The 17249-nt window shown below is 69.6% G+C and carries 15 protein-coding genes and 1 pseudogene; 9 read left to right on the top strand and 7 right to left on the bottom strand.

Translation table 11 applies throughout. The features are described 5' to 3' along the window. Positions 1 to 763: 763 nt before the first annotated feature. Positions 764 to 2668, bottom strand: a complete 1905-nt coding sequence (dnaA, locus tag ABH940_RS01485) for a chromosomal replication initiator protein DnaA (RefSeq protein WP_370071076.1) — start codon at positions 2666 to 2668, stop codon at positions 764 to 766. 384 nt (positions 2669 to 3052) lie between these two features. Here dnaA and rpmH point away from each other — a divergent pair, with 384 nt between their 5' ends. From rpmH to ABH940_RS01440, 9 genes are all read left to right on the top strand, one after another. Further along, positions 3053 to 3190: a 50S ribosomal protein L34 gene (gene rpmH / locus ABH940_RS01480; RefSeq protein WP_030392420.1), complete on the top strand. Its 138-nt coding sequence runs from the start codon at positions 3053 to 3055 to the stop codon at positions 3188 to 3190. 31 nt (positions 3191 to 3221) lie between these two features. After that, positions 3222 to 3650 (top strand): ribonuclease P protein component, encoded by a 429-nt coding sequence (gene rnpA, locus ABH940_RS01475; RefSeq protein ID WP_370071073.1) that lies wholly within the window; start codon positions 3222 to 3224, stop codon positions 3648 to 3650. 35 nt (positions 3651 to 3685) lie between these two features. Further along, positions 3686 to 3973, top strand: coding sequence for a membrane protein insertion efficiency factor YidD (yidD, locus tag ABH940_RS01470; RefSeq protein WP_370071248.1), 288 nt, complete (start codon positions 3686 to 3688; stop codon positions 3971 to 3973). A 3-nt stretch (positions 3974 to 3976) separates the two neighbouring features. After that, entirely contained in the window at positions 3977 to 5083 is a 1107-nt protein-coding gene (gene yidC, locus ABH940_RS01465) for a membrane protein insertase YidC (protein WP_370071071.1), read from the top strand. A 68-nt stretch (positions 5084 to 5151) separates the two neighbouring features. After that, positions 5152 to 5679 (top strand): protein jag, encoded by a 528-nt coding sequence (locus ABH940_RS01460; RefSeq protein WP_370071069.1) that lies wholly within the window; start codon positions 5152 to 5154, stop codon positions 5677 to 5679. Between the two features lie 193 nt (positions 5680 to 5872). Beyond that, positions 5873 to 6616 (top strand): 16S rRNA (guanine(527)-N(7))-methyltransferase RsmG, encoded by a 744-nt coding sequence (gene rsmG / locus ABH940_RS01455; protein WP_370071067.1) that lies wholly within the window; start codon positions 5873 to 5875, stop codon positions 6614 to 6616. 505 nt (positions 6617 to 7121) lie between these two features. After that, positions 7122 to 8111 carry a ParA family protein gene (locus tag ABH940_RS01450; RefSeq protein WP_370071065.1) on the top strand — a complete coding sequence of 330 codons (990 nt, stop codon included), beginning with the start codon at positions 7122 to 7124 and terminating at the stop codon, positions 8109 to 8111. Then, on the top strand, positions 8108 to 9286 hold the full coding sequence (locus ABH940_RS01445) for a ParB/RepB/Spo0J family partition protein (protein WP_370071063.1): 1179 nt from the start codon (positions 8108 to 8110) through the stop codon (positions 9284 to 9286). The genes ABH940_RS01450 and ABH940_RS01445 overlap by 4 nt, the downstream gene beginning before the upstream one ends. Positions 9287 to 9552: 266 nt before the next feature. Next, positions 9553 to 10170, top strand: coding sequence for a GNAT family N-acetyltransferase (locus tag ABH940_RS01440; protein ID WP_370065049.1), 618 nt, complete (start codon positions 9553 to 9555; stop codon positions 10168 to 10170). Positions 10171 to 10270: 100 nt separating this feature from the next. Here ABH940_RS01440 and ABH940_RS01435 read toward each other — a convergent pair whose 3' ends face one another. From ABH940_RS01435 to ABH940_RS01410, 6 genes and pseudogenes are all read right to left on the bottom strand, one after another. Continuing rightward, complete coding sequence (locus tag ABH940_RS01435) at positions 10271 to 11449, bottom strand: N-acetylmuramoyl-L-alanine amidase (protein ID WP_370065051.1); 1179 nt, start codon at positions 11447 to 11449, stop codon at positions 10271 to 10273. Positions 11450 to 11563: 114 nt separating this feature from the next. Then, positions 11564 to 11893, bottom strand: a complete 330-nt coding sequence (gene trxA, locus ABH940_RS01430; protein WP_370065053.1) for a thioredoxin — start codon at positions 11891 to 11893, stop codon at positions 11564 to 11566. A 105-nt stretch (positions 11894 to 11998) separates the two neighbouring features. Then, positions 11999 to 12964, bottom strand: coding sequence for a thioredoxin-disulfide reductase (gene trxB / locus ABH940_RS01425; protein ID WP_370103986.1), 966 nt, complete (start codon positions 12962 to 12964; stop codon positions 11999 to 12001). 99 nt (positions 12965 to 13063) lie between these two features. Further along, positions 13064 to 14155, bottom strand: a complete 1092-nt coding sequence (locus ABH940_RS01420; RefSeq protein WP_370065057.1) for a zf-HC2 domain-containing protein — start codon at positions 14153 to 14155, stop codon at positions 13064 to 13066. 182 nt (positions 14156 to 14337) lie between these two features. Further along, positions 14338 to 14991, bottom strand: a pseudogene (gene sigM / locus ABH940_RS01415) (RNA polymerase sigma factor SigM); the annotation flags it as partial. A 59-nt stretch (positions 14992 to 15050) separates the two neighbouring features. Then, the gene (locus ABH940_RS01410; RefSeq protein ID WP_370065058.1) at positions 15051 to 17228 is read right to left on the bottom strand and encodes a serine/threonine protein kinase; all 2178 of its coding nucleotides are present in this window, start codon (positions 17226 to 17228) and stop codon (positions 15051 to 15053) included. Positions 17229 to 17249 lie beyond the last annotated feature (21 nt).

The following is a 17249-nucleotide window of genomic DNA, read 5'->3' as shown; positions in this document are numbered from 1 at the left end:
ATGCTCCTGGCGTCCGCTCCTGTTGCCGAGGAACAGTCTGACGCATACCACGGACAGCTGAGGCAGATGGTCCGAAGTCGGTCTCGAACGCGTGGGCAGTCCGCGTTCTCCACAGATCCACCGCCCACCTTCTTTTGGATCAAGACCGAGCTATCTCTAGTGGGTAGTAGTAGTAGGCCTTGTGGAAACCGTGGATAACCCCCTCCTGCGCAGGTCGAGGCCGCTTTTTCATCCACATTCCCTGGGGACGCAGGAGTGGAAAAACTAGGGGCCCCTGTGGACGTAACCCCCGCTGTGCACAGGGGTCCTGGGTTGTGCACAGGTTGTCCACCGCATCGTCCCCAGCTTTTCCCCCGGTTACCCACAGCCCCTGTGGCAACATCACGTGCCTTATTTCGCTCGACCCAGTGAAATGGCCCTTGATGTTGCCGCTCTGTGGACATTCTTGTGGAGAAACAGGCCGCTGCTGGGGATAACCGGGCCCAGCCTGGGGACAGCGCGTGGATAACCTCGGCACCGGGTTGACGGCCGATCAGTTCTCCACAGGCTGTGGACGACCGGTTCCCACAGACCCACAGGCGGGTGACCTGGGACGATACTTCCAGAGCCGGACAGCCTGTGGAGAGATTCTGGATAACTCGCTTCTCCCCAGGGTGTGGACGGGCAAAGGTACCCATGACTGTGGGGAAACGACAGGAGGGGCGCCTACAGGGCGCCCCTCCATGGTGCTCGGGTGTGTGCCGAGGCTCCTCGGCCGTCGGCGTCAGCTCTTGATGCGGTTGGTGAGCTCGGTGACCTGGTTGTAGATGGCCCGCCGCTCGGCCATCATCGTGCGGATCTTGCGGTCCGCGTGCATGACCGTCGTGTGGTCGCGGCCGCCGAAGGCCGCACCGATCTTCGGCAGCGACAGGTCGGTCAGCTCCCGGCACAGGTACATGGCGATCTGGCGGGCCGTCACCAGCACCCGGCTGCGCGAGGAACCGCACAGGTCGTCCACCGACAGCCCGAAGTACGCGGCGGTCTGCTGCATGATCACGCCGGCCGTGATCTCCGGCCCGTCGTCCTCGCCGCCCGGGACCAGGTCCTTGAGCACGATCTCCGCCAACTGCAGGTCCACCGGCGCCCGGTTGAGGCTGGCGAAGGCGGTGACGCGGATCAGCGCGCCCTCCAGCTCGCGGATGTTGCGCGAGATCCGCGAGGCGATGAACTCCAACACCTCGGCAGGGGCGTTGAGTTGCTCCTGGAGCGCCTTCTTGCGCAGGATCGCGATCCGGGTCTCCAGCTCGGGGGGCTGGACGTCGGTGGTCAGGCCCCACTCGAAGCGGTTGCGCAGCCGGTCCTCCAGCGTGACCAGCTGCTTGGGCGGCCGGTCGGAGGAGATCACGATCTGCTTGTTGGCGTTGTGCAGGGTGTTGAAGGTGTGGAAGAACTCCTCCTGGGTCGACTCCTTGTTCTGCAGGAACTGGATGTCGTCGACCAGCAGGATGTCCATGTCCCGGTAGCGCTGCCGGAAGCCGTCGCCCTTGTCGTCGCGGATCGAGTTGATGAACTCGTTGGTGAACTCCTCGGAGCTCACGTACCGGACCCGGGTGCCCGGGTAGAGGCTGCGGGCGTAGTGGCCGATGGCGTGCAGCAGGTGCGTCTTGCCGAGGCCGGACTCGCCGTAGATGAAGAGCGGGTTGTAGGCCTTGGCCGGGCTCTCGGCGACGGCGACCGCAGCCGCGTGGGCGAAGCGGTTGCTCGCCCCGATGACGAAGGTGTCGAAGAGGTACTTGGGGTTCAGCCGCGCTGCGGGCTCGTCCTTGCCGCCTGCGGGCAGCGAGGAACTGCCGCTGGATCCGGTGCCGGGCCGCGGCATCGGCGAGACGGCCGGGACCGCCGGGCGCTGGCTCGCGGCAGGCAGCGCGGGCGCGTTGGACGCCGGCGGCTCGGGCTCCGGCCGGGGAGCAAGCTCGGTGGAGGACGACTCGGGAACCGCGGGCGGCTGAGTGCGCGACTGCCGGTCCTCCCCGGAGGGCGAGCCGTGCTGGGCAGGCTGGACGGGCCGGGGCGGAAGCTGCACCGGCAGCTGCGGCACGCTCCACTCGTCGCGGTACGCCTGCGGCTCCGCGGGCTGCTGGTAGGGCGCGGGCTCCGGGTACTGCCGCGGCTGGGGCTGGTGCTGGGCCTGGGGCTGCTCTGCGTGCTGCTGGTACCCGTGGGATTCCTGGTACCCGTGGGACTGCGGGGAATCCGGGTACGGCCGGGGATTCTCCCCAGGCTGGGGATAGCCGTAGCCGGTCTGCCACGACGTGGGCTGCGACTGGTGGCCCTGTTGGCTCTGGTGCCCCTGGTGCTGCGGCTGCTGGGGTTGCGGCTGGTGGGCCTGCGGGGCGGGGGCCGACGGCTGGGGCAGGGCGCCCGCGTTGGCGTCGACGACGACGGCGATCAGGATCGACCGCTGGAACTCCGAGCCAAGCAGCTCGGTGATCTGCCCGATCAGGCGGCCCTCCAGCACGCCCTTGGCGTACTCGTTGGGGGCGGCCAGCAGCGCGGTGTTGTGCATCATCCCCATGGGGTGGGTGCGCTGCAGCCACTTCTTGTCCATGGACTCGACGCTCGGGTCACTGGCCAGTCGCTCGACGACCCGCGCCCATGCGGAAGCGAGATCGTTTGTCGGTTCAGCCACTGGTGCACGCCTTCACTGTGGGCAGGGAGATCCATGGAAAGTCTGTCAACGGTAGGCGGCTGGCATGCCCCGATTCAAGTTGTTGTCCACAGGGTGTGGGTAGCGTGTCGCCGCTGGTCCGTGGCCGAAACCGCCCGGGTCTCTCCGGTGGCGTCCGCCGAGGTCAGGTCGGTTGGTTTGACCCATGGACGTCGTTCCACGTACCGTAACGAGGTCGAGTTGTCGATGGCCGCTGCCGCCTGCCCGCGGAGTCTCCTCAGTCGAGGCGCGCAGCTATCTGGCGTCGTGGATCACCGTACAGAACGGGTTATGGCGATCACGCGGACGCACGGTGACGGCCAAGCGATGCCCCGCCGCCCCTTCGATTGACCTGGAGTTACCCCCGTGAGCAAGCGCACCTTCCAGCCGAACAACCGTCGTCGCGCCAAGACCCACGGCTTCCGTCTGCGGATGCGTACGCGCGCCGGTCGTGCGATCCTCGCCGCTCGCCGCGGCAAGGGCCGCACCAGCCTGTCGGCCTGATCGCCTTCCGAATCACCAAGGTCGTCATGTCGTGCTGCCCTCCGATAACCGGCTGAGGCGGCGCGAGGACTTCGCGACCGCGGTACGGCGGGGCCGGCGCGCCGGTCGTCCGCTGCTTGTCGTGCACCTCTTCACCGGGAGTACCGGTGTTTCGCCGGAGACGGCGGAGGTACCGACGACGGAGCCTGCAAACCCGCACGGCGCCGGGGGGAACTTTCTCCCGGCACGTGCGGGTTTTGTTGTCAGCAAGGCTGTCGGGGTCGCCGTGGTCCGGAATCGCGTCAAGCGTCGCCTACGTCACCTCATGGCCGAGCGTATCGGCCGCCTGCCCGCAGGTAGCCTGATAGTGGTACGCGCGCTGCCCTCGGCTGCCGAGGCGGAGTACGCGGACCTGGCACGCGATCTGGACTCCGCGCTGCGCAAACTGAGCGCTTCGTTGCCGACGGGAGCAGGGCAGTGACGTACCTGCTGTGGGTGGGGGTGGCACTTGCCGGGCTGTTCGCCGGCAAGTACGTGCTGCTGGGGCTGATCAAGCTCTATCAGCTCACCGTCAGCCCACTGCTGGGCCCGGTGTGCCGCTACCACCCGTCCTGCTCACGCTACGGCTTCGAAGCGATCAAGGTCCACGGCGCGATCAAGGGCACAGCCCTGACCGCCTGGCGGATTCTACGGTGCAACCCGTGGACGCCCGGCGGCTTCGACTACGTCCCGGAACGAAAGCACCCGGTCTGGTACCGGCGGCTTCGGAAGCCGGTCCACCCGACCACTGCCCAAGGAGTCTGACCCGTGGGGTTCCTCGACTCGATCCTTAAACCCCTGTACTACGCCGTCTCCTGGGTCGTGGTCCAGTTCCATGCCGTCCTCGGGTCCATCTTCGGCCCGAACTCGGGCTGGGCGTGGGGCCTCTCGATCGTCATGCTGACGGTCTGCGTGCGCGCGGCGATGATTCCGCTGTTCGTCAAGCAGATCAAGTCCATGCGGACGATGCAGGCGCTCCAGCCGAAGATGAAGGTCATCCAGGAGCGCTACAAGAACGACCGGCAGAAGCAGTCCGAAGAGATGATGAAGCTCTACAAGGAGGCGGGTACCAACCCGGCTGCGAGCTGTCTTCCTCTTCTGATCCAGTCGCCGTTCTTCATGTCGCTGTACGGCGTGCTGCGTAACGTCGCCGACAAGAAGGCGGTCGGTGTGATCACCGGCTCGCTGCTGGTGAGCGCCTACAGCGCGCACATCTTCGGTGCCCCGATCTCGGCCACCTTCGTCGGCTCCAGCCAGACCAGTGTGAAGGTCGTCACCGCGATCTTCATCCTGACCATGTGCTTCTCGCAGTTCCTCACCACGCGCCAGCTCATGACGAAGAACGTCGACCTCACGGTCAAGACGCCGTACATGCAGCAGCAGAAGATGATGATGTACGTCCTGCCGGTCATCTACATCTTCTTCGGCATCAACATGCCGGTCGGTGTCCTGGTCTACATGGTCACCTCCAACGCCTGGACGCTGGGCCAGCAGCTGGTCGTCATCCGCCGCAACCCGACCCCGGGCTCGATTGCCTGGAAGGAGCGCCAGGCGCGGCTCAAGTCGCAGGGCAAGCTGAACGCCGACGGCACCGAGGTCAAGGCCTCGATCGCCTCCCTGGTGAAGGGCGGCGCCGACGCTCCCGAGGACGTCGAGCCGGAGCCGACCCAGGTGCGGGTGCAGCCGAAGCGCCAGACCAAGTCGCAGCGCACGTCCGGCGGCGGTCAGCAGCAGTCCGGTGGTGCCGCCAAGTCCGGCGGGGCCAAGGCGGGCGGCGGTACCAAGACCGCTCCGGCCCGTGGCCGGGCCACGGCTGGTGGCGGCGGGGGCAACCGCGGCCAGGGCGGCGGTCAGTCGTCCAAGAAGAAGTCCTGAACCCCATCAGCCCCACCTCCACCCCCACCCTCATCCGATCCACCCCCGTTCACCAAAGGAGTCGATCCGTGACGGACGGCACCGTGGCCCCCGCCGAGGGGACTGCGTCCAAGCGCGAGCTGCTGGCCAACCTCGAGCAGGAGGGCGAGATCGCTGCGGACTACCTGGAGGCCCTGCTCGACATCGCCGATCTTGACGGCGACATCGACATGGACGTCGAGGGCGACCGTGCCTCGGTCTCGATCGTCGGTGAGGGACCGGGGGCTGATCGCTCGCTGCGGCGCCTGGTGGGCCAGGACGGTGAGGTGCTGGAGGCCCTGCAGGAGCTGACCCGTCTGGCCGTGCACCGGGAGACCGGGGAGCGCAGCCGGTTGATGCTGGACATTGCCGGGTTCCGTGCCGACAAGCGGACCGAGTTGACGGCGCTGGGCGAGCAGGCGGCCAAGGACGTCAAGGAGTCCGGCGAGCCGGTCCGCCTGCGTCCGATGACGCCGTTCGAGCGCAAGGTGGTGCACGACGCCGTGGCCGCGTCGGGACTGCGCAGCGAGTCGGAGGGCGAGGAGCCCCAGCGTCGCGTGGTCGTGCTTCCGGCCTGACCGGCCGGAGCGGCCCGCCCGCACGTCGGGCGTGTACGCGGACGCGTGATGGACGCGTGAGTGGTATCGGACGGTCCGGCCCCGTTGGCGGCGATCATGGTGATTGCTGCCGGCGGGGCCGTCGTGAGTTGTGGCACGTGTGGTCGCGGCACAGGAAGTGCCGCGGTGGACGCGAGATGAGGAGAGGTGCGGCGTGGAGGAGCCCCAGCCCGAGGAGCTCTCGACTGAGCTCGGGGAGACCCCGGCGGTCGCGGCTGAGATCTTCGGCGACCGGCTGGAGCTGGCCGTGCGCTACGCGGAACTGCTGGCGGACGCCGGTGTCACCCGTGGGCTGATCGGGCCCCGTGAGGTGCCGCGGCTCTGGGAGCGGCACATCCTCAACTGTGCGGTGCTGGGCGAGGCGCTTCCGGAGAAGCGGTCGCTGTCGCTGTGCGACGTCGGCTCCGGGGCCGGGCTGCCCGGCATCCCGGTGGCGCTGGCCCGGCCGGATGTCCAGATCACGTTGCTGGAGCCGCTGCTGCGGCGGACGACCTTCCTGGAGGAGGTGGTCCGCGAGCTGCGCCTGGACAACGTGACGGTGCTGCGCGGTCGCGCCGAGGAGATGGTCGGCAAGGTCCAGGTGGACGTGGTGACGGCGCGCGCCGTGGCGCCGCTGGACCGGCTCGCGGGGTGGGGGCTGCCGCTGCTGCGCCCGTACGGGGAGATGCTGGCGCTCAAGGGCGACTCGGCCGAGCAGGAGGTCGCGGAGCACAAGGCCGCCCTGCAGAAGCTGGGCGCGGAGGAGTGGTCGGTCGAGGTGATCGGCGCCGATGTGGTGTCGACTCCGACGCATGTGGTGCGGGTCAAGGTGGGCGAGAGTCCGGGCGGCGTCAAGGCCGCGGCCCGCCGGGCGAAGGCTGCGCGCGCTTCCCGGGGTGGCGTGAGGCGTCGGCGCTGAGGCGGTGACCTCGAGGCCGGGCAGTCCATGATCGCCAACTGTCACACGCGTGACACTTGGCGATCATGGAACAGAGGACCAAGATCATTAACTGTCACACGTGTGACAGTTAATGATCTTGGTCCTTCTTGCATTCCAAAGTGCGGCCGGGAGGCCCGCAAAAAGCGCCGGAGTGTCGAACCGTCAGATTTCGCATAAAACGGGCATCGTGTTGCTCGTGAAACGTCGCTCCTTGCTCAGCGGCATCCTGAGCCGAAGCCGCGAGGCCGCCCAACGCACCCGACCCCCCCGTCCTTCGAGTGAAGATCTGGCACCCAGGGGGCTGGAACGTCCCCAACTGCCCCCCGTGCCCCGGGAGCTGCGCGATGATTCTGGCGACAGCCCGGAAACAGAGGGGGGCGGACCCATGTCAGCCGAACTTCCTGCCGTCGTCGAGCCGGTTCCTGGTCCCAGGACGACATCACCTGTTGTCCATCCCACACCGTCGCATGAAACACTGACGGACATGCAGGACTCCGACACCCCTCCGCTTGCGGACGACACCCCGATCGGTCGCGCGGCCCATGCCGCGGTCACCGCGATGGCCCGCGTGGGCGAGCCGCTGCCGCGTCCTGCGCAGACGCGCGTGATGGTGGTCGCCAACCAGAAGGGCGGCGTCGGGAAGACCACCACCACGGTGAACCTGGCTGCCTCGCTGGCGATGCACGGTGCCCGCGTCCTCGTGATCGACCTGGATCCGCAGGGCAACGCGTCGACCGCGCTCGGCATCGACCACCACGCCGAAGTCCCCTCCATCTACGACGTATTGGTCGAGGGCAAGCCGCTGGCGGATGTCGTCCAGCCGGTGCTGGACGTGGAAGGGCTCTTCTGCTGTCCGGCCACCATCGATCTGGCCGGTGCCGAGATCGAGCTGGTCTCGCTGGTGGCTCGCGAGAGCAGGCTCCAGCGGGCGATCGCGGCCTACGAGCAGCCGCTCGACTACATTCTGATCGACTGCCCGCCCTCACTGGGCCTGCTGACGGTCAATGCGATGGTCGCCGGTCGCGAGGTGCTGATCCCGATCCAGTGCGAGTACTACGCGCTGGAGGGTCTGGGGCAGCTGCTGCGCAACGTGGACCTGGTCCGGGCGCACCTCAACCCGGAGCTGCACGTCTCAACCATCCTGCTGACCATGTACGATGCGCGCACCCGGCTGGCCTCCCAGGTCGCCGATGAGGTGCGCAACCACTTCACCACCGAGGTGCTGCGGACCAGCATCCCGCGTTCGGTGCGCGTCTCCGAGGCGCCCAGCTACGGGCAGACCGTGCTGACCTACGACCCGGGTTCCAGCGGTGCGCTGTCCTACCTGGAGGCCGCCAAGGAGATCGCAGTGCGCGGCGCCCCGGTGGATGCCGCTGCCGCCGAGGCCACCTATGTGGCGGACGGCGCATCGGGCGTCTACGCCCAGCAGGCCCGCACGATCGAAGAGCAGAGCACGATGGAGGGGCAGCGGTGAGTGAGCGTCGTAGGGGTCTTGGCCGTGGGCTGGGGGCGCTGATCCCCGCTGCGGCGTCACCGGTCACCGCGCCGGTTCCGGGGGCGGCCTCGCCGTCGTCCCCGTCCGCCGTGCCGGTGTTGGGTTCGGAGCGGGGGGTGGCCGCGGTCAAGGTGGCCGGGCTGGGCGGTCCGGCCGGCCCGGCATCGATCCCTGTCGGCACGGGGGTAGGTGGCGGAGCAGGCACGCTGGAGCGCGAGCCGGCGCCGGTCGTCACCACGGTCGTCGAGGACGATCCCTCGGAGCTGCGCCCGGTCGACGGTGCCTACTTCGCCGAGGTGCCGATCGACTCGATCACGCCCAACCCGCGGCAGCCGCGTGAGGTTTTCGACGACGAAGCGCTGCAGGAACTGGTCACCTCCATCAAGGAGGTCGGGCTGCTCCAGCCGGTCGTGGTGCGTCAGGTCGGCCCTGAGCGCTATGAGCTGATCATGGGTGAGCGCCGCTGGCGCGCCTCCCGTGAGGCGGGTCTGGATGCGATCCCGGCGATCGTCCGCTCCACCGACGACGAGAAGATGCTTCTCGACGCACTGCTGGAGAACCTGCACCGGGCAGAGCTCAACGCGCTGGAAGAGGCTGCCGCCTACGAGCAGCTGATGTACGACTTCTCCTGCAGCCAGGGGGAGCTGGCCGACCGGATCGGCCGGTCCCGTACCCACGTCAACAACACGCTGCGGCTGCTCAAGCTCTCGCCGTTCATCCAGCGTCGGGTGGCAGCAGGCGAGTTCGCCGCCGGACACGCGCGGGTGCTGTTCCTGGTCGACGACGAGGAGACGCGCGAGAAGCTCGCCGCTCGGATCTCTCCCGAGGGTCTTTCGGTGCGCGGGCTGGAGGAGGTCGTCACGCTGATCAACTCCGAGCAGCCGACCGCGTCCCGCAAGCCGCACGTGCCGCGCGCGGGTCGTCGGGTCTCGCCGGCGTTTGCGAGTCTGGCCAGCCGCCTCTCGGACCGCCTCGACACCCGGGTGAAGGTGGAGCTCGGTCAGAAGCGCGGCAAGATCGTGGTCGAGTTCGCCTCCGTGGAGGACCTGGACCGGATCCTCGGCTCGTTCGCGCCCGGTGAGGGTGCGCTGCTCCGCCAGGGGCTGGAGGGCGACGACGGCCACGCCGAGCCCATCGAGGAGGGGCAGGACTGAGCAAGATCGCTAACTGCCACACGCGTGACAGTTAGCGATCTTGAAATATCTGCTCTGCAGAAGCCCCCTGTTTCATCCGGAACGCGGGGGCTTCTGCATGTGTGGACGACTCACTAGGCTCCGGGGCATGGGCAGGCGACGCCGCACCACCGCTCTCTGTGTCCTTGGAGTCCTCGGGTTCGGCATGGGTGGCCTCGGAGGGTTTGTGTCCGGGCTGCTCCGTGATCATGCTGCCACTGAGTCGACTCTGCGCCTATCGTGGAGTCATGGGACGCAGGCTGGTACCGCTCACGCTCGACTCGCTCGCCGATCTCCCACTGCCGTGCCGCTCGTGCGTCTTCTGGGAGTTGGACCCCGTCAGCGGTGAAGCCGCCGTCAAGGACGGGCGGGCGGAGCAGGAGAAGGAGTCCTGGATCTCCGCCGTGCTGCTGGAGTGGGGCTCCTGCGGGCGGATCGCCTATGTGGACGATGTCCCGGTCGGCTTCGTGCTCTATGCGCCGCCCGCCTATGTGCCCCGCGCGCTGGCCTTCCCGACCAGTCCGATCTCGCCGGACGCGGTGCAGCTGATGACGGCGCGGGTCCTGCCGGGGTATCAGGGGCAGGGCATCGGACGGACCTTGGTGCAGACGGTGGCCAAGGATCTGGTCCGGCGTGGCTTCAAGGCGATCGAGGCCTTCGGCGACGCGCACTGGGACGGGCCGGGCTGTGTGTTGCCCGCCGACCATCTGCTGTCCGTCGGGTTCAAGACCGTGCGTCCACACCGCCGCTATCCGCGACTGCGACTGGAGGTCCGGTCGGCGATCTCCTGGAAGGGCGAGGTGGAGGTTGCCCTGGAGCGGTTGCTCGGTGCTGTGCAGAAGGAGCCGTCGCTCCGGCCGCTCTGATGCGAGGCCCGGACAGAAGCGGTGGCGCGCCGGCGTAAGCACCGACCAAGATCGTTAACTGTCACACGTGTGACAGTTAACGATCTTGGTCGGTGCTTCTTCAGGCGAGGGCGTGGGGCAGGTGCAGCATGCCTGTCGGGGAGTCGTCCTCCGGCGGCAGGTAGACCCGCTGGACGGCCACGGCGATCGCCTCGACGGCCTGCGCCCGGATCTCCGAGGAGCGCAGTCGCGCCGCGTCCTCGGCGTTGCTCAGATAGCCGAGCTCCAGACGCACGCAGGGCATTCGGGTCGAGCGCAGCAGGGTCCAGGAGCGGGCATGGCTGCGGAGGTCGCCGAGGCCGCAGCGGGCCACCAGCTCGCGCTGGACCAGGCCGGCGAACTGCTTGCCCGTGTGGGACCAGCGCCCCCGGGACTCGTCGCCGAAGTAGTAGCTGGCGACGCCGCCGATTTCAGGGTTGGCGTGGCCCTCCAGATGGAGCGAGATCATCAGGTCGGCGCCGGTCTGGTTGGCGAAGCGGGCCCGCTCGGCCTCGTCGGGGTCGCTGTCCACGGTCCGGGTCAGATAGGTCCGGACGCCCAGCGCGGTGAGTCGGCCCTCCAGGCGGCCGGTGATGTCCCACACCAGTGCGGCCTCGGAGAGCCCGTCGGCCGACCGCACGCCGTGGTCGTCGGCGCCGTGGCCCGGGTCGATCACGATGACCTTGCCGCTGAGCGCAGGGCCGGAGTGGCGCAGCATCTCGGTCTCCCGCATCACGTGTGGCGCGCCGCCGACGACGGTCCGGGAAAGGCGTTCCAAGACGACGAAGGTGGTCGGTCCGAGCGTGCCGTCCGGATGCAGGCCCATGTTGCGCTGGAACTCGCCGACCGCCTGGGCGGTGACGGCGCCGTAGATGCCGTCGACCCGGCCGGGGGTGAAGCCCATGTCGAGCAGTCGCTGTTGCAGATGGGCGACGTCGTCGCCGACGACCATGTTGCTGGGGATGTAGGTGAGGACCCGGTCGCCGAGCCGCCAACGGGCCTCGTTGAGGTGGCGGTAGGTCTCTGGCCCGACGATGCCGTCCGTCGTCAGGCCGCGCTGCTGCTGGAAGTGACGGACCGCCGCGTCGACCTCCATGTCGAAGAGCGCCTCGGCGGAGGGGATGGCGCGGCCCCCGGAGCGGGTCGGCGGGGTTTCCGGCAGCAGACCGAGCAGAGTGAGCTTGAAGCGGATCTCGGCGACCGCGGGACCGGTGTCCCCGAGCTTCCAGTGGTACGCGTGGGAAGGGCGCTGCTGGGACATAGCCAAGATCGTACGCCGAGGCCCCCATGATTCACGGGAAACATGGGGGCCTCGGTGGTGAAGATCCATCCGGATCTCATGCTGTCAGGTCAGCCGACCAGCTCAGCGGTGGACTCAGCCGATGAACTCGGCCAGGTCACGCAGCAGGGCGCTCTTCGGCTTGGCGCCGACGATGGTCTTGACGACCTCGCCGCCCTGGTAGACGTTCATCGTCGGGATCGAGAGCACGCCGTACTTGGCCGGGACAGCCGGGTTCGCGTCGATGTCGATCTTCGCGATGGTGAGCTTGTCGGCGTACTCGGCGGCGATCTCCTCCAGGGCCGGGGCGACCTGGCGGCACGGGCCGCACCAGGCGGCCCAGAAGTCGACCAGCACGGGCTTGTCGCTCTTGAGGACCTCGGTATCGAAGGTTGCGTCGGTGACGGTGATGGTGGCGCCGGCCACGGGATCTCCTTGGGGATTGCGGGTGAGTCGGTGAAGTACGGGCGGTCGAGCAGGCGGTCAGGCCGTGGTGTGGCCAGACCCGAGTACGGTCGGACCCGAGTGTGGTCAGACCGCGGCGGTGACGGCCGTGTCGGCGTGCGCCTGGGCGGCCAGGAAGCGCTCGGCGTCCAGCGCGGCGGAGCAGCCGGTGCCCGCAGCAGTGATCGCCTGACGGTAGGTGTGGTCGACGACGTCACCGGCGCCGAAGACGCCGGTCACGTTGGTGCGCGTGGACGGCGCGTCCACGCGGAGGTAGCCCTCGTCGTCCAGCTCCAGCTGGCCCTTGAAGAGCTCCGTGCGCGGGTCGTGGCCCACCGCGATGAAGAGGCCGGTGACCGCGAGCTCCCGGGCCTCGCCGGTCTGGGTGTCCTTGAGCGTCACCGAGCTGAGCTTGCCGCCCTCGCTGTGAAGGTCAGCGACCTCGCTGTTCCAGGCGAAGGAGATCTTCGGGTCGTTGAAGGCCCGCTCCTGCATCGTCTTGCTGGCGCGCAGCGAGTCGCGGCGGTGCACCACGGTGACCGACTTGGCGAAGCGCGACAGGAAGGTCGCCTCCTCCATGGCGGTGTCGCCGCCGCCGACCACGGCGATGTCCTGGTTGCGGAAGAAGAAGCCGTCACAGGTGGCACACCAGGAGACGCCTCGTCCGGACAGCTCGTCCTCGTGCTCCAGGCCGAGCTTGCGGTGCTGCGAACCGGTGGCGACGATCACGGCATGGGCGCGGTGGACCGTGCCCTCGGAGTCGGTGACGGTCTTGATCTCGCCGGTGAGGTCGACGGCCACGATGTCGTCCGGGACGAGCTCGGCGCCGAAGCGCTCGGCCTGCGCCCGCATGTTGTCCATCAGCTCCGGGCCCATGATGCCGTCACGGAAGCCGGGGAAGTTCTCGACCTCGGTGGTGTTCATCAGCGCACCGCCCGAGGACACCGAGCCCTCGAAGACCAGGGGCTTCAGCGAGGCACGCGCCGTGTACAGGGCGGCTGAGTAGCCGGCCGGGCCTGAGCCGATGATGATCACGTTGCGGACGTCGCTCACTGAATCTCCTGAATGCATCGCACCGGGTTGCCGGACTCTCGGGTGGCCGCGTGTTCCACCCGGCTCAACGGTTCCCCAGTGTCTCGCATTCCCGGAGCTTCATGTGCGCGGCACGGTGCGCTGGAGGAGGACCAGCGGTGAGGAGCAGGAGTCCTGCACCAGGAAGACGTCCCAGGTATGCGCCGGGTCACCGGTGTCGGGGTAGACCAGCGCGAAGACCTGGACGCCGAGGTACTCGCCAACCGCCTCGTGGACCGGGACGCCGGGCTGCTTCGCAGCGGACAGCACGCAGGCGGCCGCGCTGGGCGAGGCGGAGGGCGCTGCGGTCGCTCCCGTCCCGCCCGGTGTCGGCAGCACCGTGCTGGAGCCGTTCCCGTTCGGTGAGGCGTGTGTCCCGGCGGTGGGCGCGCCGGACGCGGCGGCGGACGCCGTCCCCGGGGAGAGGGAGGCCATCGGGGCCTTGGTGTGGTTCTGGCCTGCGGCGGCATCCTGGCGCACGATCGCCTGGACCTGCCCGTCGAGGCCCGCGTCGGTGAAGACGAGCTGGCCGGCGTCGGCGTGCGTGGCGCTGGTCCGCGGGGCGGTGGGAGCACCGTCGATGGCGGGGCTGGCGCTGCCGGCCCCGGCGTCGATGTCGCCGCCGCTGGAGACCGCGACCCCGATGCCGCCGGCTGCCACCAGCACGGCCATCGTCACCAGTGCCTGACGCAGGCGTCGCCGCCCGCGCGCGGGCGCGCCAGGACGGGCCCCGGGGCGGTTGTCGGCCGGACCCCGCCCGGCTCCCGGGGAGGGCGCCGATCCGGGCTCGGCGGACTCTGCAGACTCTGCGGACTCAGTGGTGGCTGCGGCTTCGTCGGTCTCGGCCAGCTCGGCAGCAAGCTCGGCTGTGCCTGCGTCGTCCGTCACGTCCGCGGCTGGGGTCGCCGCAGCGGCGGCCAGGGCGGCGTCGATGCGGGCGGCGACGTCGCCCGGGATCGGGTCGTCCGCGGAGGAGCGCTCGGCCTGGAGCAGCTCACGGATCTCCAGCAGCGCGTCGTACGTCTCCCGGCAGTCGGTGCAGCCCGCCAGGTGCGCCTCGAGCTCAGTGGTCGGCTCGGGCGAGAGGAGGCCCTCGACATGGTCCGCCAGGGCATCGGCGTCCGGATGGGCCGAGGGTGACGGCAGATCGGGGTGAACGGTCGACTCGTTCATGCGCTCCGTCCACCTCCTCGGGCTTGGCGCGCTTCCGGTGCTGTCGATGGGACGTCCTGCGCCGGATCCGGGTTCCCTGGGGGCTTGGTTTCCGGACCAAGATCGCTAACTGCCACACGTGTGACAGTTAGCGATCTTGAAGCGCTCGGCGGTGAATCGCCCGCTCCTCGGCTACCGCTTCCGCCGCCTCCGCCGCTCGTGCCCCCGCTTTTGGCTGCGCTGGGTCCCCCGTCTTCACGGGCTCCGGCTGCGTCACGGGCACCACCGGCCCGCAGATGGCTCAGCCGCGGCAGCAGCTTGGCCCGCGCGCGGGCGCAGCGGCTCTTCACCGTGCCCGACGGTACGCCAAGAATCTGTGCGGCCTCGGCGACCCCGTAGCCCTGGAGATCCACCAGGACCAGGGCTGCCCGCTGCTCCCCGGGCAACGTGGCGAGTGCGGAGGCGAGCTCGCGCCGGAGTTCGCCCCGCTCGACCGAGACGTCGGCGCCCTCGTCCTGGCCCACCGCCGTCTCCAGGGCTGTCTCGTCGTCGACCAGCCGGGCGCGACGTGTGGACGCCCGGCGGGCGCGGTCCAGGCAGGCGTTGACGACGATCCGGTGCAGCCAGGTGGTGACGGCGGAGCGGCCCTGGAACGTGTGCGCGGACCGAAAGGCCGAGACCAGCGCGTCCTGGAGCGCGTCCGCGGCCTCCTCGCGGTCGCCGAGGGTGCGCAGCGCCACCGCCCAGAGGCGGTCCCGGTGGCGCCGCACGAGCTCGCCGAAGGCGTCCGGGTCGCCCTCCACATGGCGACGCAGCAGCTCCGCGTCATCGGCGACCGGTTCGGTCGTCACCTGCACTACACCCCCTCGATGCCCGGGAAAGTCGGGACAAGACTGCCATCTCGGAGGTGTTCGCGTCAGCCCAGGACCGTGATCTCCGAGATCCCGCCCCGGTAGTTGCCTGCCTGGGTGGGGTCGGGCGGCAGCGAGGTGATCCGGACCAACACGAAGCGGGTGCGCACCGGTTGGGCCAGCACGCCGCTGTCCAGGTTGGTGCCGGAGACGACGGTGCTGTTGCTGATGCGCTGGGTGAATCCGCTGGTGTCGGCCGGGATCGCGGTGGCGTCCGCCGGCGCCGCCAGGATCTCCATCGTCTGTCCGCCGGTGATCGGGATGGTCAGTTTGACCTCGGAGACCGACTGCACGCTGCCCAGGTCGACCACGATGCCGCTGCCGTCCTTACGGAGGGGCAGGTTGCCGAAGTTGGCGTAGCCGTTGTAGGTCGAGGTGATCCAGGCGGTGCTCGGGTCGCCGTCGATGGCCAGCGGGGCCTTGTCACCCGCTATCGGCTGCGGGTCGAGCGGGGAGAACTCGGTCGCGCTGAAGAGCTTCAGCTTGTTCAGGGCGCGGTGGTTCGGGTTGCCGCCCGCCTGGGTGCTGGGGTCCGCCCCGAGCTGGCTGCTGGTCGAGCCGGCGTTGTTGTGCGACAGCAGCGCCTCTGCCGTGCCCCAGCTGCCCAGCCCGATCGCGCCCAGGACCACCAGCGAGACGACCCACTTGAGTGCCTTGCTCGACCGGCTCGACGGAACGGGCGCCACGGGAGAACCGGCGCGGCCGGGTGCACCCGGACGGCCCCCGCGACCGCTGTTCCCATGCTGACCTGTCTGGGTGCCCGGCCCGTTGCCGCGGGTTGCCGCACCACCCGCACCAGCGCCCTGAGCCGGACCGGCGGTCCCGGCGCGCGTACCCGGCCCGGTGGCCCCCGCAGGGGCCGTCGTGGCCCGCCGTGACGGGTAGTCGGGCAGCACCAGCGGCTCGGGAGCCGGCTGGCGGACCTTGGGCAGGGCCACGACCGCCTTGACGAGCTCGTCAGGCGTGGCGATGGGCTCCAGCTTGCCGCCCGGGGTGGCGCAGAGCGTCCGCGCGGTCAGGTCGGACAGACCCCGGTTGACGCCCGCCCGCACCTGCTCGGCGGGCACGATGCCGACGTTGCGCGGCAGTCCACGGAGCCCGTGGTGGCCCTCGGGGAACGGCCAGCGGTTGGTGAGCGCGGCGAAGAGCAGCGCGCTGATGGCGCGGGTGTCCTGCCGGGCGGCGTCGGCCTTGTCCTCGGCCTTGATGCCGCGCAGCGCGGCGTTCACGGCGAGACCGTCGATCCGGTACTGGCCGCTGTCGGTGCGCAGCACTGCGGCGGGCGTGAGCCGCAGGTGTGACAGCCCCCGGCGATGGGCGGCGGAGAGCGCCTCGGAGAGCTGACGCACCAGCTGGTACGCCTCGTAGGGCTCCAGCGGCTCCGGCAGCAGCAGCTTGTCCAGGCCGGTCGCGTCCGGCAGCCACTCGCGGACGATGTAGACGATGTCGCCGTCCTCGACGGCGTCCAGGACCTGGACGAAGCGCGGGTCGCTCATCAGCGCGGCCTGGCGGGCGGCGACGAGCACGGCCTTGGCGCGCGGGTGGTGGGTCGAGAGGAGGTGGATCCCGACGGCGCGGCGCAGCTTCTCGTCCATCGCACGCCAGGAGCTGAAGGCGTCCGCGTGGGTGATGCACTCCTCGAGGCGGTAGCGGGAGGCGATCCGGTCCCCACTGTGGCGCTCCGGCGCGGGAGGCGCGGGCACCTCGGCGACGGGCGCGTCGGTGGACGCCTCCGCGGCCGCCCCGGTCGCGTCCTCAGTGGCGTCCTCGGTCGCCTTCTCGGCGGGGTCCTCGGAATCCGCAGCGGCGTCCTTGTCGGCCGGGTCGACAGCCGGCGTGGCGTCAGACGCCTCGTCAGGCTCTTCGGCGTCGGCCTCGTGGGTCTGGTCCGTGCTGTCGGATTCAGCGACCTCGCCCGCGTCTTCCGCCTGGTCCGCCTGGTCCGCGTCGTCGGACTCGGCGGTGTCGTCGACGTCGACGACGTCCGACGCAGGGTCGCCCGGCTCGACCTCAGGGGCCGAATCCGTCGATGCGTCAGCAGGGCTGTCCATGGCGGCCAGTTCCTCGGCCAGCGCTTCTGCGGACAGCGGCGCAGTCGACTCCGTCGCGTGCTCCGACTTCTCCCGGTCCGCCCGAGGGCCGCCCGTGGTCGCGCCCACGGCCGTCTCGCTGCGCTCTGCCACCGTTGTCCTGCCTCCCCAAAC

Origin of the sequence: Streptacidiphilus sp. BW17, from assembly GCF_041262485.1 — a bacterium.
Taxonomy (GTDB): Bacteria; Actinomycetota; Actinomycetes; order Streptomycetales; family Streptomycetaceae; genus Streptacidiphilus.
Note: the sequence above shows the minus strand (reverse complement) of the source record. Positions and strands in the feature narration are given on the sequence as shown.

What these genes read in the sequence shown, in the direction of transcription:
- ABH940_RS01440 (WP_370065049.1), top strand. Translation starts at nt 9,553, where the DNA reads ATGGGACGCAGGCTGGTACCGCTCACGCTCGACTCGCTCGCCGATCTC.
- ABH940_RS01450 (WP_370071065.1), top strand. Translation starts at nt 7,122, where the DNA reads ATGCAGGACTCCGACACCCCTCCGCTTGCGGACGACACCCCGATCGGT.
- ABH940_RS01420 (WP_370065057.1), bottom strand. Translation starts at nt 14,155, where the DNA reads ATGAACGAGTCGACCGTTCACCCCGATCTGCCGTCACCCTCGGCCCAT.
- ABH940_RS01435 (WP_370065051.1), bottom strand. Translation starts at nt 11,449, where the DNA reads ATGTCCCAGCAGCGCCCTTCCCACGCGTACCACTGGAAGCTCGGGGAC.